The organism is Kineosporia rhizophila, from assembly GCF_021277265.1.
GTDB classification, from domain to species: domain Bacteria; phylum Actinomycetota; class Actinomycetes; order Actinomycetales; family Kineosporiaceae; genus Kineosporia; species Kineosporia rhizophila.
Map to the genome: position 1 here is coordinate 89,804 of NZ_JAJSOH010000015.1, position 24,063 is coordinate 113,866.

Here is a 24,063-nt window from a genome sequence, read left to right on the forward strand (position 1 = left end):
TCAGAAGTCCCAGTCCTCGTCCTCGGTGTTCACGGCCTTGCCGATCACGTACGAGGAACCCGAACCGGAGAAGAAGTCGTGGTTCTCGTCGGCGTTCGGCGAGAGCGCGCTCAGGATGGCCGGGTTCACGTCGGTCTCGTCCTTGGGGAACAGCGCCTCGTAGCCCAGGTTCATCAGGGCCTTGTTGGCGTTGTAGCGCAGGAACTTCTTGACGTCCTCGGTCAGGCCGAGCGGGTCGTACAGGTCCTGGGTGTACTCGACCTCGTTCTCGTACAGCTCGAACAGCAGCGAGAACGTGTAGTCCTTCAGTTCCTGACGCTCGGCCGCGGTGACCAGCTCCAGGCCCTTCTGGTACTTGTAGCCGATGTAGTAGCCGTGCACCGCCTCGTCGCGGATGATCAGGCGGATCAGGTCGGCCGTGTTCGTCAGCTTGGCCCGGCTCGACCAGTACATCGGCGCGTAGAAGCCGGAGTAGAACAGGAACGACTCCAGCATGGTCGAGGCGACCTTGCGCTTGAGCGGCTCGTCGCCCCGGTAGAACTCCAGCACGATCTCGGCCTTGCGCTGCAGGCTGGGGTTCTCCTCCGACCAGCGGAAGGCGTCGTCGATCTCCCGCGAGGAGATCAGCGTGGAGAAGATGCTCGAGTACGAGCGGGCGTGCACCGACTCCATGAACGCGATGTTGGTGTACACCGCCTCCTCGTGCTGGGTGAGGGAGTCGGGGATCAGGCTGACCGCCCCCACCGTGCCCTGGATCGTGTCGAGCAGGGTCAGACCGGTGAACACCCGCGTCGTCATCTGCTTCTCGACATCGGTGAGCGTGGCCCACGACTGGATGTCGTTGGACAGCGGCACCTTCTCCGGCAGCCAGAAGTTCCCGGTGAGCCGGTCCCAGACCTCGAGGTCCTTCTCGTCCTGCAGCTTGTTCCAGTTGATCGCCTGGACCCGATCGATCAGCTTGACCACAATCGTCCTCAATTCTGTTTCGTGCCAGGAAAAATCAGAGCATGCAGGAGACGCAGCCCTCGACCTCGGTCCCCTCCAGGGCCAGCTGGCGCAGGCGGATGTAGTACAGCGTCTTGATCCCCTTGCGCCACGCGTAGATCTGCGCGCGGTTGATGTCCCGGGTGGTGGCGGTGTCCTTGAAGAACAGCGTCAGCGACAGGCCCTGGTCGACGTGCTGCGTGGCCTCGGCGTAGGTGTCGACGATCTTCTCGTAGCCGATCTCGTACGCGTCCTGGTAGTACTCCAGGTTCTCGTTCGTCATGAACGGCGCCGGGTAGTACACGCGGCCGAGCTTGCCCTCCTTGCGGATCTCGATCTTGGAGACGATCGGGTGGATCGAGGAGGTGGAGTTGTTGATGTACGAGATCGAGCCGGTCGGCGGAACCGCCTGCAGGTTCTGGTTGTACAGGCCGTGCTCGCGCACCGCCTGGGCGAGGGCCGCCCAGTCCTCCTGGGTCGGGATGGCGACCGAGGCGTCCGCGAACAGCTGCTTCACCCGGGCCGTGCGCGGAACCCATTCCTTGGACACGTACTTCTCGAAGTACGAACCGTCGGCGTACTTCGACTTCTCGAACCCGGCGAAGCTCGAACCCCGTTCCTGGGCCAGCCGGTTCGAGGCGCGGATGGCGTGGTAGGCCACCGTGTAGAAGTAGATGTTGGTGAAGTCGAGGCCCTCGTCGGAGCCGTAGAAGATGCGCTCCCGGGCCAGGAATCCGTGCAGGTTCATCTGTCCGAGGCCGATCGCGTGCCCGCCGGCGTTGGCCCGCTTCACCGAAGGAACCGACTCGATGGACGTCTGGTCGGACACGGCGGTCAGCGCGCGGATCGCGGTCTCGATGGTGAGGCCGAAGTCGGGCGAGTCCATCGTGTGCGCGATGTTCAGCGAGCCCAGGTTGCACGAGATGTCACGGCCGACGTGGTCGTACGACAGGTCGGTGTTGAACGTCGAGGGGGTGGAGACCTGGAGGATCTCCGAGCACAGGTTCGAGTGCGTGATCCGGCCCTCGATCGGGTTCGCGCGGTTCGCCGTGTCCTCGAACAGGATGTACGGGTAACCGGACTCGAACTGCAGCTCGGCCAGGGTCTGGAAGAAGTCGCGGGCGTTGATCTTCTTCTTGCGGATCTGGCCGTTGTCGACCATGTCCCGGTAGTTCTTGCTGATGCTGACGTCGGCGAACGGCTTGCCGTACACGCGTTCCACGTCGTACGGCGAGAACAGGTACATGTCCTCGTTCTTCTTGGCCAGCTCGAACGTGATGTCCGGGATCACCACGCCCAGCGAGAGCGTCTTGATCCGGATCTTCTCGTCCGCGTTCTCCCGCTTGGTGTCGAGGAAGCTCATGATGTCGGGGTGGTGGGCGTGCAGGTACACCGCGCCCGCGCCCTGGCGGGCACCGAGCTGGTTGGCGTACGAGAAGGAGTCTTCCAGCAGCTTCATCACCGGGATCACCCCGGAGGACTGGTTCTCGATGTGCTTGATCGGGGCGCCGTGCTCACGGATGTTGCTCAGCAGCAGGGCGACTCCGCCGCCGCGCTTGGAAAGCTGCAGCGCCGAGTTGATGCCGCGGGCGATCGACTCCATGTTGTCCTCGATGCGCAGCAGGAAGCACGAGACCGGCTCGCCGCGCTGGGCCTTGCCCAGGTTCAGGAAGGTGGGCGTGGCCGGCTGGAAGCGGCCCGAGAGGATCTCGTCCACCAGCTGCAGCGCGAACGTCTCGTCGCCGTCGGCCAGGGCCAGGGCCACCATCGAGACCCGGTCCTCGAACCGCTCCAGGTACCGCTTGCCGTCGAACGTCTTCAGCGTGTACGAGGTGTAGTACTTGAACGCGCCCAGAAAGGTCGGGAACCGGAACTTCCGGGCGTAGGCGTGCTGGTAGAGCCGCTTGATGAAGGCCCGGTCGTAACGGCCCAGCACCTCCGGCTCGTAGTACTTGTTCTCCACCAGGTAGTCGAGCTTCTCGTCCAGGTCGTGGAAGAACACCGTGTTCTGGTTCACGTGCTGCAGGAAGTACTGCCGCGCCGCCTCACGGTCCTTGTCGAACTGGATCTCGCCGTCCGGACCGTAGAGGTTCAGCATCGCGTTCAGCGAGTGGTAGTCGAGGCTCACCGGAGCGGTCTCGATGACCTGCAGGTCGTCCTTCACACCGGCTGTCGTTGCCAAAATCGTTCCAATCCTTCGCGGACGCGCTGCACGTCCTCAGTCGTTCCCATGAGCTCGAAGGCGAACAGGTACGGAACCTGGCACTTCGCCGAGATGATGTCGCCGGCCACGCAGTACGCGCTGCCGAAGTTGGTGTTGCCCGCCGCGATCACCCCACGCAGCAGCGACCGGTTGCCCTCGTCGTTGAGGAACCGGACCACCTGCCGGGGTACCGCCCCGCCCTCGTTGCCCCCGCCGTAGGTCGGTACCAGGAGCACGTAGGGCTCCTCGACGTGCAGGAACGGGTCGCTGGGCCGCAGCGGGATCCGCTCGGCGGCCACGCCCAGCTTCTGCACGAAGCGGTGGGTGTTCTCGGAGGCGCTGGAGAAATAGACCAGGGAGGCCACCGAATCAGGCGGGCTGCGCGACCAGCGCCCGGAGACGGTCGGGGCGGTAGCCCGACCAGTGCTCGTCGCCGGCCACCACGACCGGCGCCTGGAGGTAGCCCAGCGACAGCACGTACTCACGGGCCGTGTCGTCCTGGGTGATGTCGATGACCTCGTGGGCGAGGCCCGCCTTGTCCAGGGCGCGCTTCGTGGCGTCGCACTGCACGCAGGCCGGCTTGCTGTACACCGTAATCGTCATAGCTCTCTTTTCCCGATCCTCTGGAACCAGGTGCGCAAGAGCCGGAAGACGGCACAGCGGTGCCCAAGGAGGCAGTCTGCTGAGCCATCCGGTTCCGTCCCGCGCGGCACCACGGACGCACCCACCCGCGTTGGGGGCGAGTGCATCGCTGGCAGGTCTTCGGACTCGCGGGCAGGCCGGGCCGGGGCCCAGCACCTAGTAACCGTCGCTTCCCGGGCGCGCAGGCGCACCCAGTGCTGTTGACGGCGGTCGTTCCCACTTACCGCTGCGGGGCAGCCCCGGAATCACACCGGGTTCCCTCTTGCGACACCCCACCTGGATGGCAGGGCGAACCAGCAACAGCACGCACCATATGCCGTAGGTGGCCGGGTACGCCAACACCACATCTAGTGCGCGCGTCGGGATCGAGCCCCCATAGCAGACGGACGGACCCGGCCGTGCGCAGGTCCGCCGGTGCGCGAACCGTCAGCCTTCGACACCCGTGCTGTCGTGACCGGAGCCGACCGGCTTGGACTCCGGTGACCCTCGCTGCCGCAGGTAGATGGAGAACACGGCCATCGAGCCCACGGCGAGGAACTCCGACTGCCAGTTCTGCATGGTCCGGCTCCAGAAGTCCGGGGAGCCGAGATAGCCGGCCCAGCTCACCGGCGCCTGGAGCTGGGCGATCTGCTGCTCGTTGTAGGCCACCTGACCGGTCAGGGACTGCACGAACCAGCAGGCCAGGAAGATCAGGCCCATCACCAGCCCCAGGCTGTTGGAGTAGAGCGCGCTCACCCGACCCCCGACCCGGGCCAGGCGCGGCGACTGCGGGGTGAGGTAGGCGCCCAGTTTCTGGTCCTGGTCGCTCTCGCGCCCGGCCTTGTCCAGCGGCTTGGACTCCGGCGAACCGCGCTGCAGCAGCCAGGTGGTGGCCACGATGAACAGCAGGAACTGCAGGAACTCGCTCTGCCAGTTCTCGGCCACGTCGGTGCCGAACGAGGACGAGGTCAGGTAGCGCCCCATCGTCACGGTGGCCAGCCCGTTGCTGACCTGCTCGGCGTTGTAGTCGGCCAGTCCGGCCACCGCCTGCCCGGCCAGGGCGAGCAGCAGGATGAATCCGAAGAACAGGCCGAGCGCGTTGTCGTGGAGGAATTTACGCATGGGTCAGCGGGCCAGCAGGGCGAGCACGAAGAAGTAGACCAGCCCGCCGGCGATGAAGAGGGCGTAGGCCGTGAAGAGCAGGCGCATGAGCTCTCATCCTCCCGAGACGGCACAGTCGTAGGGAGCCGAGCCCTGTTCGGTGCAGCCGGCGCCGATCACCTTCCACCCGTCCGGGAACTCGGACAGGAACATCGTGTCGGTACCGGTGACCACGAACGCGCTGCGCCCCTGGCGTTCCACGCGCTCCAGTCCGGAGGGCGCGGGCAGATCCTGATTGAGGACGGCGTCTGCGCACGTTTGCGAGGTTTCCTCGGCAAGGCTTGTGGCGATCTTCGGGGACAGCAGGGCGCAGGCCCGAGCGCCGTCCTGGGAGCCGACGGCCTGGCTGAAACCGGCGGCCACATCCCCGGCGTCGGAGGCGGCGCCGTCGCTGCCGCAGGCGCTCACCAGGAGCGCGGTGGCGAGTCCGGCCAGGAGCGCGCCGGCGGTGCTTCTCAATCGACGCCACCTCGCGGCCTGGTTCTGATGCTGGTCGCAGAGACGCTACTCGCGCTCGCCCGGGCGGCAAGCGACGAGGGCGCGGTGTGCGCCCGTGTCGTCCAGCTGCTGTAGATCCTCTCGGAGGCAGTCCGGGCGGGCAGTGGCCGGTTGCGGTGGCGTTCGTACCTGTGTGACCATCAGGAATCCTGACGGTCATGGTCGCTCGTCGAAGGAGTCCTCGTGCTCGGTCTCATCCAGGCGGGATCAGGTTTCCGTCGCACATCGGCTCTGCTCGCAGCCGGGCTCCTGGTCGTAGCCGCTCTGGCGTCAGGTGCTCCTGCAGCAGCTTCGGACAGGGTGCAGTTGTCGCCCGCCCGCCCGGGAACGCTCCGAGAATGCCTGTCCCTCATGGACTTTCGACATCACGGTACGCGGATCACTGCCGCGGAGGTTGTGTCGGCCGGCACCCTGACCAACGCGGGTGGGCCGGTGGGCGAGCACTGCCGGGTCACCGGGCGGATGAATGAGCGAGTCAGTCCGGTGGACGGTCAGACGTACGCCATCGGCTTCGAGATGCGCCTTCCGCTGGAGTGGGCCGGGCGCTTCCTGTACCAGGCCAATGGCGGTATCGACGGGCAGGTGGCCCCGGCGGTCGGTAACTTCACTGGCGGGCAGTTGCGCAGTGGGCTGCAGATGGGTTTCGCGGTACTGAGTTCGGACGCCGGCCACACCGGGGCCCAGAACCCCTTGTTCGGCCTGGATCCGCAGGCCCGGCTGGACTACGGCTACCAGGCCGTGGGCTCGCTGACCCCGATGGCCAAGCAGTTGGTGCGGGCCGCCTACGGCCGAGGGCCGGACCGCTCGTACATCGCGGGCGGGTCCAACGGGGGGCGTCACACCCTGGTCGCCAGTGCCCGCTACGCCGATCAGTACGACGGGTTCTTCGCCGTGGCGCCCGGTTTCAACCTGCCGCTGGCTGCCCTGGCTCAGATCTGGGGGGCTCAGCAGTGGGCCACGATCGCCCCCGACCGCGGCAACCTGGAGAGCGCGCTGCCGATGGCGCAACGTCGGCTGCTTGCCGATTCCGTCCTGCGCACCTGCGACCGCCTGGACGGGGTTCGCGACGGAATGGTGCAGGCCCCGGGCCTCTGCCGTTCGGTGTTCGACGTGAAGCGTGACGTGCCGACCTGCCCCGACTGTCTTACTCCTGCTCAGAAAAAGGTTGTACAAAAGGTTTTTGACGGCGCGCGGACCAGCGACGGCCGTCGCATCTACAGCCCGTTCCACTACGATCCCGGAGTTGCCACCACCGGCTGGGCCGACTGGAAGTTCCGCAACTCCGTGAGCCTGGACCCGGTCGCCCACGCCTTCGTCTTCCGGACTCCGCCCGCGAACCCGAGTGTCCTGCAGGACACTCGGGGCTACGCCCTCGGCCTGGACGTCGATGCCGAGTTCCCCCGGCTGTTCGCCACCCAGGGCGTCTACACCGAGAGTGCCATGTCGTTCATGACGCCGCCGGACGCGGCTCAGCTGAACACCCTGCGCCAGCGGGGCGCCAAGATGATCGTCGCGCACGGGGTTTCCGACCCGGTGTTCTCGGCGATGGACACCGGGCGCTGGTACCGCGAGCTCGACCGGGCCAGTCGCGGCCGGGCTGATGCGTTCGTCCGGTACTTCGAGGTCCCGGGCATGGGCCATGTGCGTGGTGGCCCCGCCACCGACCAGTTCGATGGGCTGGGGGCCCTGATCCGGTGGGTCGAGGGCGGCCAGGCTCCCGAGAAGATCGTCGCCACCGCCCGCGGGGCGGGCAATCCCGGTGGGACCAATCCGGAAGTCCCGGCGACCTGGGCACCCGACCGCACCCGTCCTCTGTGCCCGTACCCCTCGGTGGCCCGGTACCGGGGCGGCGATGTCGAGAAGGCCGCCAGTTTCGCCTGCAAGCGCGGCTGAGATGCTGGTCGATGGCGCGTTTCTCAAGCGGGGGTCGCGTCGGCCGGGGCGTTGAGAGCTCGTCGGCAGGAGTTCAGGTACTCGCGCAGGTCCCCGCGCTGGCGTTGGTCGAGGCTCCTGAGCATCCGCTCCTCCAGTTGTGCCACCAGGGGGTCGTACTCGGCCAGGAAGGCGTGTCCCTGCTCGGTCAGGCTGATCAGCATCCGCCGCCGGCTCCCCGGGTCGACCTGCCGTTGGATCAGCGCCCGCCGCTCCAGGGCGCCGACGAGGTCCGCGGTCGACTGGGCGCTGACGAACGAGGCCCGGGCCAGGTCGGCGGAGGACATGGCCGGGCGCCGGGCCAGCACGGTCATCGCGGTGTACTGCAGGGCGGTCACGCCGGAGGGGCGCAGCAGGGCGTCGAGCTGGGCGCGGGTGGCCAGCTCGAGCTGCTTGACCACGTACAGCAGCAGCGGCGGGGCGGAGGAATCGCTGGGGCTCGATGTCACCAGGCCATGAAAGCAGCCGCCGGGCTTCTTGCGGACCCGGCCGGCCCTGTGGAACTATCAGGAATCCTGACAATTCAGATCCTTCGGTCAAGGAGTTCGGCGTGGTCGGTGACAGCCAGAACGCCCGGGAGGACGACTTTCTGCGATCCCGCAGCTCGGGTCCGGTCGCGGTGCTCACCCTGGCCCGGGCGCACAAGCGCAACGCCCTCGGCGACCGGACCGTACTGGCCATCGAGCACTTCTTCGGCACGCTCGACCCGGCGGTGCGGGTGGTCGTCCTCGACGCCGAGGGTGAGCACTTCTGCGCCGGCCTGGACCTGAGCGAGATGACCGGCCGGGACACCTTCGCCGGGGTCGAGCACTCGCGGATGTGGCACCGGGTCTTCGAGGCGATCGAGAAGGGGCCGGTGCCGGTGATCGCCGTGCTGAAGGGGGCGGTGATCGGCGGCGGGCTGGAACTGGCCTGCGCCGCGCACATCCGGGTCGCTGAGGAGTCGGCGTTCTACGCACTGCCCGAGGGGCAGCGCGGCATCTTCGTCGGCGGAGGCGGCTCGGTGCGTCTGCCCCGGCTGATCGGCCTGGCCCGGATGGTCGACATGATGCTCACCGGCCGCCGTTACAGCGCACAGGAGGGAGCGGCGATCGGGCTGTCCCAGTACGTCGTGCCCTCCGGAGCCGGTCTGTCCACGGCCCTGCGGCTGGCCGAGAAGGTCGCCGAAGTCGCCCCGCAGACGAGGTTCGCTGTGTTGCAGGCGCTTCCGCGGATCGCCCAGGCCCATCCGCAGGACGGCTTCCTGCTGGAGGCGCTGATGGCGGCGGTGGCTCAGGGCACCGATGACGCCAAGAGCCGGATGCAGGCCTTCCTGGACGGCCGGGCGCCCAAGGTGGAGCGGCAGTGAGCAACGCCGTCCGGCCCGGCGACGTGCTCTGGTGCCCGCCCGCAGACGTTCTGCGCACCAGCCGGGTGGGTCACTTCCTGGACTGGGTCGCGCACCACCGCCACCTGCAGATGAGCACGCACGAGGAGCTGTGGCGCTGGTCGGTCGGCGACCTGGAGGGTTTCTGGTCGGCGGTCTGGGAGTACTTCGGGGTGCTCTCGCACGCCCCCTACGACCGGGTCCTGGCCGACCGGCGGATGCCGGGCGCGCAGTGGTTCCCCGGGGCGACCCTGAACTATGCCGAGCACGCGCTGGGGTCGGTTGCCGATGATCGAGAACTGGCCGTGCTGGGGCGTTCCCAGACCCGTCCGGACCTGGACCTGACCTTCGGGCAGTTGCGCGAGCAGGTCACCCGCGCCCGCAGTGTCCTGCTGAACCTCGGGGTGCGCCGGGGCGATCGGGTGGCCGGCTACCTGCCCAACGCGCCCGAGGCACTGGTCGCCTTCCTGGCCACGGCCAGCATCGGTGCGGTCTGGGCCAGTTGCGCCACCGAGTTCGGCGCGCGCAGCGTGGTCAACCGCTTTGCGCAGTTGGAGCCGGTGGTGCTGCTGGTGGCGGGCGGCTACCGCTACGGAGCCAAGGACGTGGACCGGCGCCCACAGGTGGCGCAGATCCGGGCCGGCCTGCCGTCGGTACGCCACGTGCTCGACATCGAGTACGGCCCTTGGCGGGTCGAGAACGCGCTGTCCTGGCCGGATCTGCTCGCCGGGGCGGGTGCCGACGGCCGCCTGGTGTTCGAACCGGTGCCGTTCGATTATCCCTTGTTCGTGCTGTTCTCCTCCGGAACCACCGGCCCGCCCAAGGCGATCGTCCACGGCCACGGCGGCATCTTGCTGGAGCACCTGAAGAATCATGCGCTGTCGTGGGACCTGGGGCCCGGCGACCGGATGCTGTGGTTCACCACCACCGCCTGGATGATGTGGAACGCCCTGGTCTCCTCGCTGCTGCTCCGCGCCTCGATCGTGATGATCGACGGCAACCCGATGTATCCCGGCCCGTCGTGGCAGTGGCGTCTGGCCGAGCAGACCCGCGCCACGGTGATGGGGGCCAGCCCCGCCTTCCTGATGGCCTGCCGCTCGGCGGGTCTGGACCTGCGGGGCGAGTTCGACCTGGCGGTGCGGGTGCTCGGCTCGGCCGGTTCCCCGCTGCCCGTGCAGGGCGCGGCGTGGATCACCGACCACCTGGGCGCGGGCGTGCAGCTCAACCTCGGCAGCGGCGGCACCGATGTGTGCTCGGGCCTGGTGCAGAACAACCCGCTGCTGCCGGTGCGGGCCGGGCAGATCTCCGGGCGCTGCCTGGGGGTGGATGCGCATGCCTTCGACGAGTCCGGTGCCGAGGTGGTCGGCCGGCTGGGAGAACTCGTGGTCACCGCGCCGATGCCCTCGATGCCGGTGGGGCTGTGGGGCGACCCCGATGGTAGTCGTCTCCGGGCAACGTATTTCGAACGCTATCCGGGCATCTGGCGCCACGGCGACTGGGTGGTGTTCGCCGAGGACGGAAGCTGTCAGGTGGCCGGGCGCTCGGACGCGACCCTGAACCGGGGCGGCGTGCGTCTCGGAACGGCGGAGTTCTACCAGGTCGTCGAGGAACTGGACGGCGTGGTGGACTCTCTCGTCGTACATCTCGAAGACCCCGAGGCCGGCCACGGTGACCTGCTGCTCTTCGTCTGCCTGGAGGCGGGAAGGAGCCTGGACGAGCCGCTGAGAGCAGGCCTCGCCCAGGCCCTGCGCTCCGCGCTCTCCCCGCGCCATGTGCCCGATCAGGTCGTCCAGTTGCCCTCGATACCGCGTAATCTCACCGGTAAGAAGCTGGAAGTCCCGGTCAAGCGCATCCTTCTGGGCACGCCGGTCGAGGATGTCCTCAGCCGGGACGCCCTGGCCGACCCGGCCTCGCTGGAACTGCTGGTCGATTTAGGACGTCGGCGAGCGGCTCGCGGGGAACGCTCGTGATCGCGGGGGGAGACGTCCGTACGGTGGGCGTCGTGGGGGCCGGTTCCATCGGATCGGGCTGGGCCACGCTGGCCTTGAGCCGCGGGCTGCGGGTGCTGGCCGCTGACCCGGATCCGGGAGCACAGGAAAGGCTGCGCGCCGAGGTCGCCGCGCGCTCGGCCGAACTCGGCCGCCCGGCTGATCAGTCGCTCCTGGAATTCACCACCGACGTCGCGCAGGCCGCGGCTGGGTCTGATCTGGTGCTGGAGGGCGGGCCGGAGCGGCTGGAGGTGAAGCGCGCGCTGTTCGCCGTGCTGGATCAGGCTGCGGGCCCGGAGGTGGTGCTGGCCAGCAGTTCGTCCGGGCTGCCGGCGAGCTCCTTCCAAGAGGTGTGCCGTCGTCATCCGCAGCGGGTGCTGGTGGCCCATCCGTTCAACCCGCCGCACCTGGTTCCGCTGGTCGAGGTCGTCGGCGGCCGGGCCACCTCCGAAGAGGCGCTGCAGGCCACCCTGGAGACGTTGCGCCTGTGGGGCAAGCAGCCGATCCTGGTGCGGCAGGAACTGCCCGGCCACGTGGTGAACCGGTTGCAGGCTGCGCTCTGGCGGGAGGCCTACCACTTGGTCGGGCAGGGTGTGGTGTCGGTCGCGGATCTGGATCTGGCCGTCTCCAGCGGTCCCGGTCTGCGGTGGGCGCTGCTGGGCCCGTTCGCCACCCAGCACCTGTCCGGCGGCCCCGGCGGGATTGCGCACGTGCTGGACCACCTGGGCCCACCGATGCTCGAATGGTGGGACGACCTCGGCTCGCCCGAGCTGACCCCGGAGCTGGTGAACACGCTCGTCGAGGGAGTTCGCGCCGAGCTTGCCCAGGCCGAGGGTGATCTGGCGACGCGCCGGGACCGGGCCCTGCAACAGCTCCTGGCCCTCAAGGCTGACCTGGGACTGACCTGAACTGACCGGACGGCAGCACCAGCGACTTCACTGACAGCGTCGACAGCGAAGGACTAAGGTCATGCGGGACCAAGGCATCGGCTCCTGGCCGGCCCGGCGGGCGCGGATGACGCCGGACCGGGTCGCCCTTGTGCAGGACGGGGTGCCCACCACCTACGCCGAGCTCGCCGACCGGGCCGGCCGGTTCGCGCAGACGCTGCGCGAGCGCGGGGTGGCCCGGGGCGAGCGGGTCGCGTTCCTGGGCCGCAACTCGGTCGAGTTCGTGATCACCATGTTCGCCGCGGCCCAGCTGGGTGCCGTGTTCGTGCCGCTGAACACCCGGCTGGCAGGGCCGGAGACGGCCGCGATCCTGGCCGACTGCAGTCCCCGTCTGCTGGTCCGCGACCTCGGGCTGGAGGCGCCCGGGCCGGAGGAGCTGGTTTTCGAGGCCGCGGCGGGGCGGGGCCTGGACCAGGTGCTGACGCGGGACGGCGCTGCGCCGGACGAGGCGGTCGGCCTCGACGACCTCTTCATGATCCAGTACACCTCCGGCACCGGCGGCCGGCCCAAGGGGGTGCGGCTGAGCCACGGCAACATCGTCTGGAACGTGTTCAACCTGCTGGTCGACGTGGACGTGGGCAGTGACGAGGTGGCCCTGGTGACGGCCCCGCTGTTCCACACCGCGGCGCTGAACCAGGTGCTGCTGCCGACCCTGCTCAAGGGTGGGAAGGCGCTGGTGGAGGCGCAGTTCGACGCCGGCCGCACGCTCGCCCTGATCGAGCAGCACGGGGTGACGCTGCTGTTCGGGGTGACGTCGATGTATCAGGCCCTGGCCCGGGACGAACGCTGGGCGAGCGCCGATCTGAGCACCCTGCGCAGTGCGCTCAGCGGGGGAGCGCCGATCCCCGAGAGCCTGCTGCGCACCTGGCTGGAGCGAGGGCTGGCGATCCTGCAGGGCTACGGGCTGACCGAGGCCTCACCGGGGGCGACGATGCTGCGGGCCGCGGACGGGCTGCGCAAGCTGGGGTCGGCCGGGACGTCGTGCTTCTTCAGCGATGTGCGGGTGGTGACGCCTGATCGGCGTCCGGTCCCGGCCGGTGAACCGGGGGAGGTGCTGGTGCAGGGCCCGAACGTGACCTCCGGCTACTGGAACCAGCCGCAGCTCACCGCGCAGACGCTGTCCGAGGACGGGTGGCTGCACTCCGGCGACCTGGCCGTCGTCGACCAGGAGGGCTACCTGCACATCGTCGGGCGGCTGAAGGACATGTACATCTCCGGCGGCGAGAACGTGTACCCGGCGGAGGTCGAGGAGGCGATCTACACGCATCCGGCGGTCGCCGAATGTGCCGTGATCGGTGTGCCCGACCAGACGTGGGGGGAGGTGGGCCGGGCCGTGATCGTCCTGCACACCGGCCGGACCCTGAGTACGGACGAGTTGCTGGCTCACCTGCAGGGGCGGCTGGCCCGCTACAAGCATCCCCGCAGCGTGGTGTTCACCGACCACTTGCCGCACAACGCCTCGGGCAAGCTGGTGAAGTCGCGGGTGCTGGAACTGCACGGCCTCACCGACCGGACGGAGAGCGCGGAATGAGCCGCTACGAGCCCCGTATCGACATCTCGTCGGTGCAGGCGATCGACATGCACGTGCACGTGGAACGCGACCATCACGGCTGCCTGTCGCTGGACCAGGAGCTGATGGACGCCTCGGCGGCGTACTTCCGTTCCTCGGACAACCGCACGCCGACCGTGGCCGACCTGGCCGAGCGGTACCGGGCGGCCGACATGGCCGCGGTGGTCTTCACCGTGGACGCGGCCACCGCCACCGGGCATCCGACGCTGTCCAGCGAGGACATCGCCGAGCAGGCGGCCGAACACGCGGACGTGCTGATCCCCTTCGGCTCGGTCGACCCGCACCGCGGGGCGGCCGCGATCGCCCAGGCCCAGCGGCTGGTGGGCGATCACGGGGTGCGGGGTTTCAAGTTCCACCCGAGCCTGCAGGCCTTCTCGCCGGACGAGGAGAGTTTCCGGCCGCTGTGGGCGGCGCTGCAGGAGCTGGCCGTACCGGTGGTGTTCCACACCGGCCAGAACGGCATCGGAGCCGGACTGCCGGGCGGGCGTGGAATCAAGCTGAAGTACTCCAACCCGATCCTGCTCGACGAGGTCGCCGCCGACTTCCCGGGCCTGGAGGTGATCCTGGCCCACCCGTCCGTGCCCTGGCAGGCCGAGGCCATCGCGATGGCGGTGCACAAGGCCAACGTCCACATCGACCTGTCCGGCTGGGCGCCGCGGTACTTCCCGGCCGAGCTGGTCCGCGCCGCCGGTGGAATGCTGCGGCACAAGGTGCTTTTCGGTAGCGACTACCCGCTGATCGCCCCCGAGCGCTGGATCCGTGAGTTCCGGGAGCTGGGGCTGCGCGAGGAGGTGCTGCCGGGCATCCTCAAGGACAACGCCGTGGCCCTGCTCGGGCTGGCCGGGGCGGGCGAGCACAGTCCTTGACAAGTAGTGGTGCAGATCACCAGAATCATCAGGAAACCTGATGTTCTTCCTCGTCCGGGCACAGTGCGCGGACGAGTGCATCGGCGCCATCGGTGCCCCCGTCCTGGGGCGGACGACGCTGTCCCACTCACCGATCACGAACGGAGCCCGACCATGGCGCGTAAGGTGCGCAGACTCGTCCCGGTTCTCGCCGTCGCGCTGCTGGCCCTGTCCGCCTGCGGCGGTGACGACGAGCCGGACGGCGCCCGGGGCGCGAGTGAGGACGGGCCCCGCGAGGTCTCGGTCGGGATGCTGCCCATCCTGCCCACCGCGGCGCTGTACGCCGGGATCGAGGAGGGCTTCTTCGCCGACCACGGCCTGCAGCTGAAGGTCGAGACCGGTCAGGGCGGCGCGGCCCTGCTGCCGGCGGTGATGGCCGGCCAGCTCGACTTCGCCACCAGCAACCCGGTCTCCCTCCTGCAGGCCCGGGAGAAGGGCCTGCAGGTCAAGGTGGTCACGTCCTGGACCTCGGCGCTGTCCGAGGGAGACACCGACATCAACGGGGTCGTCGCCGCCGCCGGGTCGGGGATCGAGTCCGCGGCCGACCTGGCGGGCAAGCGGGTGGCCATCAACACGCTCAACGGGATGGGCGACCTGACCATCCGCGAGGCGATCCGCAAGGACGGCGGCGACCCTGGGGCAGTGAAGTTCGTCGAGCTGCCGTTCCCCGACATGCCCGCGGCCCTGGGCCAGGGCAACGTCGACGCGGTCTGGGTGCCCGAGCCCTTCCTGGGCAGTCTGCGCGCCGACGGGATGACGGTGGTGACCTACCCCAGCAAGGACGCCGTCCAGGGCCACCCCACCCAGCTGTTCTTCACCTCACCGAAGCTGCTCCAGTCCGAACCGGAGCTGGTCAAGGAGATGACCGCGGCGCTGGAGGAGACCCTGGAGTTCGCCGACGCCAACCCCGACGCGGTCAAGGCGCAGATCACCAAGGTCCTGCCCCAGCTACCGCCCGAGGCCGCTGAGAAGGTGCAGCTCGAGGAGTTCGACACTGACCTGCGCCAGGCCAAGATCGAGCAGCTGGGCTCCCTGATGCAGCAGTACGGTCTGCTGGAGAAGACCGCCGACGTGGCCGGGCTCCTGCCATGACGCTCACCGCCACCCGCACCCCGTCCACCATTGGGCGCCAACGCATTCCGGCACCCCTGCTGGGACTGGGCGGCCTACTCACCCTGGTCGCCCTGTTCGAGGTGCTGCCGCGGGTGGGCGTTTTGCCCCGTGAGTACTTCCCGCCCTCCTCCGAGATCGGCTCGGCGATCGCGGAACAGACCGGGCGCCAGGTGTTCTGGCAGGCATTGGCCGACACTCTCGCCGGGTGGGCGCTGGGCCTGGCGATCGCGGCCACGGCGGGCATCGTCCTGGGCGTGCTGATCGGCAGTTCCCGCCTGGCCCGCGACCTCACCGCCTCCACCATCGAGTTCCTGCGCCCGATCCCCTCGGTGGCCCTGATCCCGATCGCGGTGCTGCTGTACGGCTCGGACCTGGAGAGCAAGCTGCTGCTGGTGGTCTACGCCGCCTTCTGGCAGGTCCTGGTGCAGGTGCTCTACGGCGTGCAGGACGTCGACCCGGTGGCCCTGGACACCGCCCGCGTCTACGGCCTCGGGCCCTGGGCCCGGATGCGGCACCTGACCTGGCCCACCGCCCTGCCCTACGCGATGACCGGGCTGCGGCTGGCCGCCGCGGTCGCGCTGATCCTGGCCGTCACCTCGGAACTGGTCATCGGCAACCCGGGCCTGGGGCAGTTGCTGGCGGTGGCCCAGAGCAGCGGTGCCGTCGAGACCAGCTACGCCATCGTGGTCGTCACCGGGCTGCTGGGAGTCGTGGTCAACATCGGGTTCCGCTGGATCGAGCGACGGGCGCTGTGGTGGCACCCGGCACAGCGAGGGGAGATCAACCGGTGATCGCCGTACTGCGCCGCATCGGCTTCACTCTGGGCCTGCCGGCCGTCCTGCTGGCCCTGTGGTGGGTGCTGAGCGCCAACAGCACCAACTTCTTCTTCCCACCGCTGTCGCAGATCCTGGAAAGCCTGGTCCAGGAATGGTTCGGCCCGCGACTGAGGGCTGACGCACTGCCCAGCATCCTGCGCCTGCTGGCCGGATACGGCCTGGCCGCCGCGTTCGCCATCACGCTGGGCCTGCTCATCGGGACCTCCCGCACCGTGCGCGGTTTCCTCGAACCGGTGCTGGAGTTCTTCCGCGCGATCCCGCCCCCGCTGCTGGTGCCGATCTTCATGCTCATGCTGGGGATCGGCGACCGGATGAAGGTCGTCGTCATCGCCTTCGGCTGCATGTGGCCGATCCTGCTGAACACGGTCGAGGGGGTGCGGGCCCTCGACGAGGTGCTCAGCGACACCGCCCGCAGCTTCGGCATCACCGGCCGGGCCCGGCTGCGCCACCTGGTGCTGCCCGCGGCCAGCCCGCAGATCTTCGCCGGTCTGCGGCAGGGCCTTTCGGTGGCGATCATCCTGATGGTGATCAGTGAGCTGTTCGCCGCCTCCAACGGCCTGGGTTTCGCCGTGGTGCAGGCCCAGCGCAGCTTCGCGATCGCCGAGACCTGGGCCGGGATGCTGATGCTGGGGCTGCTGGGCGTGCTGCTGGCCCTGCTCTTCCGGATCGTGGAGAACCACCAGCTGGCCTGGTACCACGGCCTGCGCCGGTCGCAGCGTTCCTCCTGAGACCCTACCCGGGAAGGGAATTCGTCCATGCTCGAGGTCAGCGGCATCAAGAAGACGTACGAGAGCAGAGGACGATCGGTCGAGGCCGTCCGCGACCTCACCTTCTCGGTGGGGCAGGGTGAGCTGGTGTGCCTGGTCGGGCCCTCCGGGTCCGGGAAGACCACCCTGCTCAAGATCATGTCGGGCCTGCTGCAACCCACTTCGGGAGAGGTCGTCCTCGGTGGCCGCCGGGTCGAAGGCCCACCGCCGGGCCTGGCCCTGGTGTTCCAGGAGTACGGCCGCAGTCTCTTCCCCTGGATGTCGGTGCGCCAGAACGTCGAACTGCCCCTGAAACAGAAGAAACTGCCCGCCGCCCGGCGCCGGCAGTTGGCCGAGGAAGCGCTGCAGGCGGTCGGCCTGGCCGACGTGCACGGCGCCTTCCCCTGGCAACTGTCCGGCGGCATGCAGCAGCGGGTCGCGATCGCCCGGGCCATCGCCCACGAGCCGCAGGTGCTGCTCATGGACGAGCCCTTCGCCGCCGTCGACGCCCAGACCCGGGCCGACCTGGAAGACCTGCTCCGCGAGATCTGGCGCCGGCTGAAGGTCACCGTCCTGTTCGTCACCCACGACATCGACGAGGCGGTCTACCTGGGCCAGCGCGTGCTGGTCCTGTCCGGCTCACCCACCGTGGTCCAGCAGGACCTGGTCATCGACCTGCCCGACGAGCGCGACCAGCTGAGCACCCGCTCCACGGCCCGTTTCGCCGAACTGCGGGCCCAGGTCTACGCCCAGATCCACCGGCCGGCCGCGGGCTACGTCAGAACCCCCGCCGACTCGGCCAGATCGCACTGAAGGGCGTCGTCCCCCCCCACGCGCAGTGACTCGATGCCGCCAGGCCGGGCACTCATCGCCGGTGCGGTTCGTCTTGATCTGACGAGGGGTAGACGACAGGGGGAGTCATGACGAACTCAAAGTATTTCGGCCGCTCTGCGGTAACTGCGTTCGGCCTTGCGGCAGTGCTGGTCACCACGACCCTGGCCGGCGCAACCGCGCAGGCCGCAGGTGCCGACCGGCCCAAGAACGATCTGCAGCGCACCGCCGACGCGGTGGTCGAGGCCGGGGCGGTGGGCTACCTGGTCCGGGTGAACGACGGGCAGCACGTGCGTACTGCGACCGCGGGCCTGGCCGACCTGAACACCCAACGGCGGATGAGGAACAAGGACCAGTACGAGGCGGGCAGCCAGACCAAGACCTTCGTCTCCGTCCTGACCCTGCAGCTGGTGGCCCAGGGCAAGGTGAAACTTGATGCGCCGGTGGAACAGTACTTGCCGGGCGTGGTGCCCGATGGCCGGAACATCACGGTGCGGATGCTGCTGCAGCACACCAGCGGCCTGTTCAACTACACCGAGCACGAGAACTTCTTCCCGGGCATCGTGACCGAGCCCAGCCGTGTGATCGCACCGCCGGAAATCCTGAAGACCGCGTTCGGCCACGAGCCCTACTTCGCGCCGGGCCAGGGCTGGCACTACTCCAACACCAACTACGTCGTAATCGGTGAGATGCTGCACGAGCTCACCGGCCGTTCGGTGAAAGACCTGATCCAGCAGCGCATCGCCAAGCCGCTGAAGCTGCGCGACACCTATCTGGCCGACCCGTTCGCCGAAGCCACCGGTCCGGGCTTCGCCCACGGGTACGCCCTCGAGATCGCCGACGGTGAGTTCACCTACACCGACACCTCCGACTGGTCGCTCAGCTGGGGCGGCGCCGCGGGTGCCGTGATCTCGACGTCGCGCGACCTGAGTGCCTTCTACGCCGCCCTGCTGTCCGGGAAACTCCTCCCGGCCGCCCAGCTGGCCGAGATGAAGAAGACCGTCCCGATGGACGAACAGGGCTTCTACCGTTACGGGCTGGGGCTTTTCTCTCAGAAGACGTCCTGTGGCACGGCCTGGGGGCACGACGGCGGCACGCTCGGGCACAACTCCATCACCCTGGTCAGCCCTGACGGCAAACGCACGGTCTCGAGTGACGTCAACATCTCCCTGATCATGGTCACCGACAAGAACGACCCGGCGCTGGAGGCCTCGGCGCAGGCCTACGGCGAAGCCCAGATTACCGCTGTCTGTGCGATGTTCGGCAAGAAGGTGCCTTCCGCGAGCTATGCGGATGCTGCGGGGCTGAACGTACTGCGGTAGCCGGCGGTCAGGCCCGGCCGCGCGAACGCCGCGACCGGGCCGGACCGAGGCCTTTTAATCGGGCCCTTTCAGGCTGCGGCTATGTCTGGGAACGTCTCTCCCAGAGAATCCGCTCGGCCCGGTCCGGATCTCTGACGATCCGGCTCTGGGCGTTCACCCACATGGTGGCGCGGTCCTTCCGCGTGTAGGTCGCCGCTGTGCTCACTGCTGTTGCTGCTCCTATGCTGGGAGACCGCGAACGGAGGGTTGACATGGCAGCTGAACCACTCTCGCCTGAGCCGCCTATTGCTCCCGTCGAGGAGTGGACCCCGCAGGACTGGGTGCTTGCCAGGCTGGGCTATTTGTCAGGGCATCGACTGCTGGCGATCGCGGACCTCACCGACGTGGACCCATCTGTGGGACGTCTGGAACTGCTGGATGGGGTGCTTCTGGTGACTCCGCATACTGATGTGGATCACACGCGCTGGGCGAGGCGCCTGGCCAATCAGCTGGATGCGCTGGTTCCGGTCGGCTGCGAGGCTCTCGAGGGCGTGAATGTCTTCGAGCCGGGAACGGATCGCGTGTGTGTCATCCCGGACGTTGTCGTGGTCCGGACCGACCGGATCGTCCGGGTGCCCGGTCAGGGGGAGGGCGTGTTCCCGGACGGGCTGGAACTCGTCATTGAGATCACCTCTTCCAACCGGGAGGTCGACCTGGGGTTGAAGCGCCAGCGGTACGAGTTGTGGGGCGTCCCGTACCTGGCGGTGGATCGCTCTGAGGATCCGTATTCGTTCCTGATCTTCGGCGAATGGCCCGACTGGGCTGCGCCCGTTCTCATGCGTCAGGAATGAGGTGGGCAGCGAGAGCTGAGCCACTGACTTGCCCCTGACGCCGGTGTCAGGTTCTAGCTTGGCCGACATGCAGATCAGCGGAAAGAAAGTACTCGTCACCGGCGCCAACCGCGGCCTGGGCAAGGCCTTCGCCGAGGCCCTGGTGGCCCGCGGCGCCACCACCGTCTACGCCAGTGCCCGTCGCCCCGAACTCGTCGACGTCCCCGGCGTCACCCCCCTCCAGTTGGACATCACCGATCCGGCCTCGGTCGCGGCCGCGGCCGCCGAGGTGGGCGACCTCGACATCCTGATCAACAACGCCGGCATCTCCACCGACGCCCCGCTGCTCGGTGCTTCCCTCGAGAACGTCCGTCGCGAGTTCGACACCAACTTCTGGGGCACCCTCAACGTCACCCGGGCCTTCGCCCCCAGGCTGGCGGGCGGTGCGATCCTGAACGTCATCTCGGCGCTGAGCTGGTACGTCTTCGCGCCCGCGAACAACGGCTACGCCGCCTCGAAGGCCGCGGAATGGTCGCTCACCAACGGCGTCCGGCTGGAGCTGGCCGAGCAGAAGACCCAGGTGACCGCCCTGGCCCTGGCCATCGCGGACACCGACATGATGGCCGCCTACGACATCCCCAAGCTCGCCCCCAGCGAGGTGGTCGCCCTGGCCCTGGACGGCCTCGAGGCCGGCAAACTGGAAGTGATCGGCGACGCGCCGACCGCCAACGTCAAGGCCTCGCTCGCCGGCGACCCGGCTCTGTTCTATGCCGACATTCCCACGGCGCTCTTCGGCTGATCCCTGAGGCAGGGCCGGTCCGGGCGTGGCGTCCAGACCGGTCACCGTGGGGTCGGCCGACCGCTAGGTTGCATTTCCATGAGCATGGAAATGGCCGCCTGGTCGACGATCGCGGGCGCCCGGTCGGCCCGGGAACGGCAGCCGTTCCGGCCCGGCACCGTGCGCCGCGTGGTCGCCATGGCTCGCGAGCGCTGGCGTCCGTTCGCCCTGTTCGTGGTGGGCAGCGCGGTGACCGCGGTGCTGTCGGTGGTCACCCCGCTCCTGGCCGGGTGGGTCGTGGACGCGATCGGCGAGCAGGACAAGGGCGCGGTGGTACGGCTAGCCCTGCTGATCGCCCTCATCGCGGTGGCGGAGGCGGTCCTGGGGGTGGCGGTGCGCTGGTTGTCGGCGCGCCTGGGTGAGGACCTGATCCTGGATCTGCGCACCCGGGTGTTCGACCACGTGCAGCGCATGCCGCTGGCCTTCTTCAACCGCACCCGCACCGGTGCCCTGGTCAGCCGGCTGAACAACGACGTCCTGGGGGCGCAGCGGGCCTTCAGCAACACCTTGTCGGGCATCGTCAGCAACCTGATCGCGGTCGCCCTGACCGGTGCGGTCATGATCGGGATCTCCTGGCAGGTGACGCTGCTGGCCCTGGTCCTGCTGCCGCTGTTCGTGGTGCCGGCCCGGATCATGGGCCGGCACCTGGCCCTGCTGTCCCAGGACGCCGCCCAGTTGAACGCGGCCATGACGACCCAGAGCACCGAACGCTTCTCGGCCAGCGGGGCCGCCCTGGTCAAGCTCTACGGGCGGCCGCAGGACGAGTCGCGGTTCTTCGCCGAGGCGGCCGGACGGGTGCGGGACATCGGGGTGCGCACGGCGGTGCTGCAGACGGTGCTCATCACCTCCCTGACCCTGGTCTCCGCGCTGGCCCTGGCGCTGGTCTACGGAGTCGGCGGAGTGGCGGCGGTGACCGGGAGCCTGGGGACCGGCAGCATCGTGTCCCTGGCCCTGCTGCTGACCCGGCTCTACGCACCCCTGACCGCCCTGGCCAGTGCCCGCATCGACATCATGGGCGCACTGGTCAGTTTCGACCGGGTGTTCGAGGTGCTGGACCTGGTGCCGCTGATCCAGGAGGCCCCGGACGCCCGCCCGGTTCCCGAGGGACCGGTCAGCGTCGAGTTCCGCGCTGTGCGCTTCGCCTACCCGAGCGCGGCGGAGGTCTCACTGGCCTCGCTGGAAGATGTCGCGACGCTGGAGACCCGCGGCGGGGCGGAGATCATCCACGACGTGTCCTTCCGGGTCGAACCCGGTCAGGTGGTCGCGCTGGTGGGTTCGTCCGGGGCCGGGAAGTCGACGCTGGCGAACCTGCTGGCCCGGCTGTACGACGTCAGTTCCGGGCAGATCCTCGTGGGCGACAGCGATGTTCGGCAGTTGCGGACGGATTCGCTGCGCCGCACCGTGGGGGTGGTCAGCCAGGACGGCCACTTGTTCCACGAATCCCTGCGCTCCAACCTGCAGTTGGCCCGGCCCGGAGCGAGTGACGAGGAACTGCTGGACGCCCTGCGGCGCAGCCGGCTGGCCGATGTGATCGCCGGGCTGCCGGAGGGCCTGGACACGGTCGTGGGGGAGCGCGGCTACCGGTTCTCCGGTGGCGAGAGGCAGCGGCTGACCATCGCCCGACTACTGCTGGCGCAGCCCCGGGTGGTGGTCCTGGACGAGGCCACCGCGCACCTGGACTCGGCCTCGGAGGCCGCCGTGCAGGCCGCCCTGGACGAGGCTCTCGAAGGCCGCACCGCCATCGTCATCGCCCACCGCCTGTCCACCGTCCGCTCGGCCGACCAGATCCTGGTGCTGGAGGCCGGGCGGGTGGTGGAGCGCGGTACGCACGCCGAACTGCTGGCCCTGGACGGGCGTTACGCCGAGCTGCACCGGACGCAGTTCGCGACCACGAACTGAATGCCCCCACGCGGGGCCCGCAGGCGGCCCTAGTCCGAGAACCTCGCGAACAGGTCCTGGATCTTCTCCGCACCATGAATGGGCCCTTGGCTGCGGAAGACCTCGATCTCGAGCTCACCTGACTCGGTGAACTCGATCTCCCATCGCTCGCCCGGCACGGCGACGGCCACCATGACCGCCTCTGGGCGGATGTTCTGCAGCGTGTAGAAGATCTTGGCCTGCTCGAGCCGGGCCAGGAAGGCCAGAAAGCCCTTGAGTGTCCCGTCGAAGTCCGGGTCGGAAGTCATTGGTCGAATCCTTGGTCTCGCTGGTACTTCTGCCCGTGGCGAGAGCGCGGGCCCAGCCGCGCACCTTCGCCTGAGTGGCCAGTTTCCAGGCGGCACCAGCCCACTGTCATCTCCTTATGTGATGGCGTCGGCCTGGCGCTCTCGAGGCGACCCCGGTCGTCCTCAATCGGCTTTCTGGTACCTGTCGCACGATGTCGGACGAACCGGGCTCGAGCAGAACACGATTGGGTGAGACGGCGACCACAGAGCGTGAGAAACCGAGGGGGTACTGGGGAGAAAAGTTTGCTTTCGCACCAATGGTCGGCCCGGACTCACAGGTAATCTCAAGGAAACGCGGCGCCGGAGGGGGTTTCCCGGTCGCCCTGCGCGCCGCTTGCATTCCGCAGGTGCGCTCCGAACCAGTGAACGGATCTGCCATGTTCGCCCGTAGCCCGCGACGTCCTCGTGCCCGCTTCCTCACCGCCATAACGGCGGCCGCTCTGGGAGCCGCGGTACTGCTCACCGGCCCTGGTGGCGAGGGTGCTCAGGCGGCTGCCGCGCAGAGCGTGTCCGCGCCCCTGACTCAGGTTGCCCCGGCTGCCTACTCGGCCGCCGCGAGGACGCCGCTGCAGATCCTCGAGGCCGCCCGCAAGAAGGCCGGCAAGGCCAAGTCGGTGCGGGTCCAGGCCACGATCAAGCACACCGACGGCAACATCCGGGTGGACCTGCGGGTCACGAAGGACGGCAAGGCCACCGGAAGCCTCTCCACGCCCGCGGACGGCTCGATGAAGCTGATCCTGGTCAGCCAGAAGAAGGGTTTCTTCAAGCCGGGCGCGGACATGCTCGAGAAGATCACCGGCGGCGACGCGCAGGCGAAGGCGCTGCTGGCCGGGCGGTGGATCGAGTTCCACCAGGGCGAGGGCCTGGACGACTTCTTCGGGCTGGCCTCGATGAAGACGTACACCCAGGACGTCTTCACCCTGTCCGGTCCGGAGAGCGGCCTGGTCAAGGTCAAGGGCAGGACGGTCAAGGGCTACAAGAAGACGATCGGCCTGAAGGAGCGGGGCGTCCAGGGCACGCTCCTGATCGCCGCGGACGGCACGGACCGGCTGGCCGGCTACCAGGACCCGCAGGGCCGGATGACTTTCACCGACTGGAACAAGAAGGTCGTGGTCAAGGCCCCGGCGAACCCGCTGAAGGCGGCCGACTTCTCCTGACTGCCCGCCTC

General features: G+C 68.7%; 23 protein-coding genes and 1 riboswitch. Of the genes, 15 read left to right on the forward strand and 8 right to left on the reverse strand.

Annotated elements, in window-relative coordinates; genetic code table 11:
* The 6 genes from nrdF to LWF15_RS21015 form a co-directional block, all read right to left on the reverse strand.
* Nucleotides 1-966, reverse strand: a complete 966-nt coding sequence (nrdF, locus tag LWF15_RS20990) for a class 1b ribonucleoside-diphosphate reductase subunit beta (RefSeq protein WP_408623714.1) — start codon at nt 964-966, stop codon at nt 1-3.
* 34 nt (nt 967-1,000) lie between these two features.
* Nucleotides 1,001-3,082, reverse strand: a complete 2,082-nt coding sequence (nrdE, locus tag LWF15_RS20995; protein ID WP_232812678.1) for a class 1b ribonucleoside-diphosphate reductase subunit alpha — start codon at nt 3,080-3,082, stop codon at nt 1,001-1,003.
* Nucleotides 3,083-3,144: 62 nt separating this feature from the next.
* Nucleotides 3,145-3,552 (reverse strand): class Ib ribonucleoside-diphosphate reductase assembly flavoprotein NrdI, encoded by a 408-nt coding sequence (gene nrdI, locus LWF15_RS21000; RefSeq protein ID WP_232812578.1) that lies wholly within the window; start codon nt 3,550-3,552, stop codon nt 3,145-3,147.
* 4 nt (nt 3,553-3,556) lie between these two features.
* Nucleotides 3,557-3,790, reverse strand: a complete 234-nt coding sequence (nrdH, locus tag LWF15_RS21005; protein ID WP_232812579.1) for a glutaredoxin-like protein NrdH — start codon at nt 3,788-3,790, stop codon at nt 3,557-3,559.
* Nucleotides 3,791-3,923: 133 nt separating this feature from the next.
* Nucleotides 3,924-4,143, reverse strand: a riboswitch (cobalamin riboswitch).
* A 112-nt stretch (nt 4,144-4,255) separates the two neighbouring features.
* Nucleotides 4,256-4,930 carry a DUF6766 family protein gene (locus LWF15_RS21010; RefSeq protein WP_232812580.1) on the reverse strand — a complete coding sequence of 225 codons (675 nt, stop codon included), beginning with the start codon at nt 4,928-4,930 and terminating at the stop codon, nt 4,256-4,258.
* A gap of 93 nt (nt 4,931-5,023) precedes the next feature.
* Nucleotides 5,024-5,428 (reverse strand): hypothetical protein, encoded by a 405-nt coding sequence (locus LWF15_RS21015; protein WP_232812581.1) that lies wholly within the window; start codon nt 5,426-5,428, stop codon nt 5,024-5,026.
* Nucleotides 5,429-5,818: 390 nt separating this feature from the next.
* Here LWF15_RS21015 and LWF15_RS21020 point away from each other — a divergent pair, with 390 nt between their 5' ends.
* The gene (locus LWF15_RS21020) at nt 5,819-7,360 is read left to right on the forward strand and encodes a tannase/feruloyl esterase family alpha/beta hydrolase (protein ID WP_232812582.1); all 1,542 of its coding nucleotides are present in this window, start codon (nt 5,819-5,821) and stop codon (nt 7,358-7,360) included.
* A gap of 23 nt (nt 7,361-7,383) precedes the next feature.
* On the opposite strand, the gene LWF15_RS21025 is transcribed toward LWF15_RS21020, so the two are convergent.
* Nucleotides 7,384-7,851, reverse strand: a complete 468-nt coding sequence (locus LWF15_RS21025; protein ID WP_408623716.1) for a MarR family winged helix-turn-helix transcriptional regulator — start codon at nt 7,849-7,851, stop codon at nt 7,384-7,386.
* A gap of 98 nt (nt 7,852-7,949) precedes the next feature.
* Here LWF15_RS21025 and LWF15_RS21030 point away from each other — a divergent pair, with 98 nt between their 5' ends.
* From LWF15_RS21030 to LWF15_RS21090, 13 genes are all read left to right on the forward strand, one after another.
* The gene (locus tag LWF15_RS21030; RefSeq protein ID WP_232812584.1) at nt 7,950-8,747 is read left to right on the forward strand and encodes a crotonase/enoyl-CoA hydratase family protein; all 798 of its coding nucleotides are present in this window, start codon (nt 7,950-7,952) and stop codon (nt 8,745-8,747) included.
* The gene (locus tag LWF15_RS21035) at nt 8,744-10,735 is read left to right on the forward strand and encodes an acetoacetate--CoA ligase (protein WP_232812585.1); all 1,992 of its coding nucleotides are present in this window, start codon (nt 8,744-8,746) and stop codon (nt 10,733-10,735) included. The genes LWF15_RS21030 and LWF15_RS21035 overlap by 4 nt, the downstream gene beginning before the upstream one ends.
* Nucleotides 10,736-10,767: 32 nt before the next feature.
* Nucleotides 10,768-11,661, forward strand: coding sequence for a 3-hydroxyacyl-CoA dehydrogenase NAD-binding domain-containing protein (locus tag LWF15_RS37715; protein WP_232812586.1), 894 nt, complete (start codon nt 10,768-10,770; stop codon nt 11,659-11,661).
* A 61-nt stretch (nt 11,662-11,722) separates the two neighbouring features.
* A complete protein-coding gene (locus LWF15_RS21045) occupies nt 11,723-13,231 on the forward strand; it encodes an acyl-CoA synthetase (protein ID WP_232812587.1) in 1,509 nt (502 codons plus the stop codon).
* On the forward strand, nt 13,228-14,136 hold the full coding sequence (locus LWF15_RS21050) for an amidohydrolase family protein (protein ID WP_232812588.1): 909 nt from the start codon (nt 13,228-13,230) through the stop codon (nt 14,134-14,136). The genes LWF15_RS21045 and LWF15_RS21050 overlap by 4 nt, the downstream gene beginning before the upstream one ends.
* 153 nt (nt 14,137-14,289) lie before the next feature.
* Complete coding sequence (locus LWF15_RS21055) at nt 14,290-15,267, forward strand: ABC transporter substrate-binding protein (RefSeq protein WP_232812589.1); 978 nt, start codon at nt 14,290-14,292, stop codon at nt 15,265-15,267.
* Nucleotides 15,264-16,079: an ABC transporter permease gene (locus tag LWF15_RS21060; RefSeq protein ID WP_232812590.1), complete on the forward strand. Its 816-nt coding sequence runs from the start codon at nt 15,264-15,266 to the stop codon at nt 16,077-16,079. The genes LWF15_RS21055 and LWF15_RS21060 overlap by 4 nt, the downstream gene beginning before the upstream one ends.
* A complete protein-coding gene (locus LWF15_RS21065) occupies nt 16,076-16,852 on the forward strand; it encodes an ABC transporter permease (protein ID WP_232812591.1) in 777 nt (258 codons plus the stop codon). Before LWF15_RS21060 ends, LWF15_RS21065 begins: the two co-directional genes overlap by 4 nt.
* Before the next feature lie 27 nt (nt 16,853-16,879).
* Nucleotides 16,880-17,683 (forward strand): ABC transporter ATP-binding protein, encoded by an 804-nt coding sequence (locus LWF15_RS21070; RefSeq protein WP_232812592.1) that lies wholly within the window; start codon nt 16,880-16,882, stop codon nt 17,681-17,683.
* A 107-nt stretch (nt 17,684-17,790) separates the two neighbouring features.
* Nucleotides 17,791-19,023 (forward strand): serine hydrolase domain-containing protein, encoded by a 1,233-nt coding sequence (locus tag LWF15_RS21075; protein ID WP_232812593.1) that lies wholly within the window; start codon nt 17,791-17,793, stop codon nt 19,021-19,023.
* Nucleotides 19,024-19,274: 251 nt separating this feature from the next.
* Nucleotides 19,275-19,853, forward strand: a complete 579-nt coding sequence (locus tag LWF15_RS21080) for a Uma2 family endonuclease (RefSeq protein WP_232812594.1) — start codon at nt 19,275-19,277, stop codon at nt 19,851-19,853.
* Between the two features lie 67 nt (nt 19,854-19,920).
* Nucleotides 19,921-20,631 (forward strand): SDR family oxidoreductase, encoded by a 711-nt coding sequence (locus tag LWF15_RS21085; protein ID WP_232812595.1) that lies wholly within the window; start codon nt 19,921-19,923, stop codon nt 20,629-20,631.
* Between the two features lie 78 nt (nt 20,632-20,709).
* Nucleotides 20,710-22,569, forward strand: a complete 1,860-nt coding sequence (locus tag LWF15_RS21090; RefSeq protein ID WP_269810561.1) for an ABC transporter ATP-binding protein — start codon at nt 20,710-20,712, stop codon at nt 22,567-22,569.
* 29 nt (nt 22,570-22,598) lie between these two features.
* Here the strand turns inward: LWF15_RS21090 and LWF15_RS21095 are convergent, their stop codons facing one another.
* Nucleotides 22,599-22,856: a hypothetical protein gene (locus LWF15_RS21095; RefSeq protein WP_232812596.1), complete on the reverse strand. Its 258-nt coding sequence runs from the start codon at nt 22,854-22,856 to the stop codon at nt 22,599-22,601.
* Between the two features lie 416 nt (nt 22,857-23,272).
* Between LWF15_RS21095 and LWF15_RS21100 the strand changes: the two genes are divergently transcribed.
* Nucleotides 23,273-24,052 carry a hypothetical protein gene (locus LWF15_RS21100; RefSeq protein ID WP_232812597.1) on the forward strand — a complete coding sequence of 260 codons (780 nt, stop codon included), beginning with the start codon at nt 23,273-23,275 and terminating at the stop codon, nt 24,050-24,052.
* The last annotated feature ends 11 nt before the right edge of the window (nt 24,053-24,063 follow it).

Bases quoted from the DNA above. Each gene is read 5' to 3' on its own strand.
- nrdE (WP_232812678.1), bottom strand. From the start codon at position 3,082: ATGCTGAACCTCTACGGTCCGGACGGCGAGATCCAGTTCGACAAGGAC.
- nrdH (WP_232812579.1), bottom strand. From the start codon at position 3,790: ATGACGATTACGGTGTACAGCAAGCCGGCCTGCGTGCAGTGCGACGCC.
- LWF15_RS21010 (WP_232812580.1), bottom strand. From the start codon at position 4,930: ATGCGTAAATTCCTCCACGACAACGCGCTCGGCCTGTTCTTCGGATTC.
- LWF15_RS21020 (WP_232812582.1), top strand. From the start codon at position 5,819: ATGGACTTTCGACATCACGGTACGCGGATCACTGCCGCGGAGGTTGTG.
- LWF15_RS21045 (WP_232812587.1), top strand. From the start codon at position 11,723: ATGCGGGACCAAGGCATCGGCTCCTGGCCGGCCCGGCGGGCGCGGATG.
- LWF15_RS21050 (WP_232812588.1), top strand. From the start codon at position 13,228: ATGAGCCGCTACGAGCCCCGTATCGACATCTCGTCGGTGCAGGCGATC.
- LWF15_RS21055 (WP_232812589.1), top strand. From the start codon at position 14,290: ATGGCGCGTAAGGTGCGCAGACTCGTCCCGGTTCTCGCCGTCGCGCTG.
- LWF15_RS21060 (WP_232812590.1), top strand. From the start codon at position 15,264: ATGACGCTCACCGCCACCCGCACCCCGTCCACCATTGGGCGCCAACGC.
- LWF15_RS21070 (WP_232812592.1), top strand. From the start codon at position 16,880: ATGCTCGAGGTCAGCGGCATCAAGAAGACGTACGAGAGCAGAGGACGA.
- LWF15_RS21075 (WP_232812593.1), top strand. From the start codon at position 17,791: ATGACGAACTCAAAGTATTTCGGCCGCTCTGCGGTAACTGCGTTCGGC.
- LWF15_RS21080 (WP_232812594.1), top strand. From the start codon at position 19,275: ATGGCAGCTGAACCACTCTCGCCTGAGCCGCCTATTGCTCCCGTCGAG.
- LWF15_RS21085 (WP_232812595.1), top strand. From the start codon at position 19,921: ATGCAGATCAGCGGAAAGAAAGTACTCGTCACCGGCGCCAACCGCGGC.
- LWF15_RS21090 (WP_269810561.1), top strand. From the start codon at position 20,710: ATGAGCATGGAAATGGCCGCCTGGTCGACGATCGCGGGCGCCCGGTCG.
- LWF15_RS21095 (WP_232812596.1), bottom strand. From the start codon at position 22,856: ATGACTTCCGACCCGGACTTCGACGGGACACTCAAGGGCTTTCTGGCC.
- LWF15_RS21100 (WP_232812597.1), top strand. From the start codon at position 23,273: ATGTTCGCCCGTAGCCCGCGACGTCCTCGTGCCCGCTTCCTCACCGCC.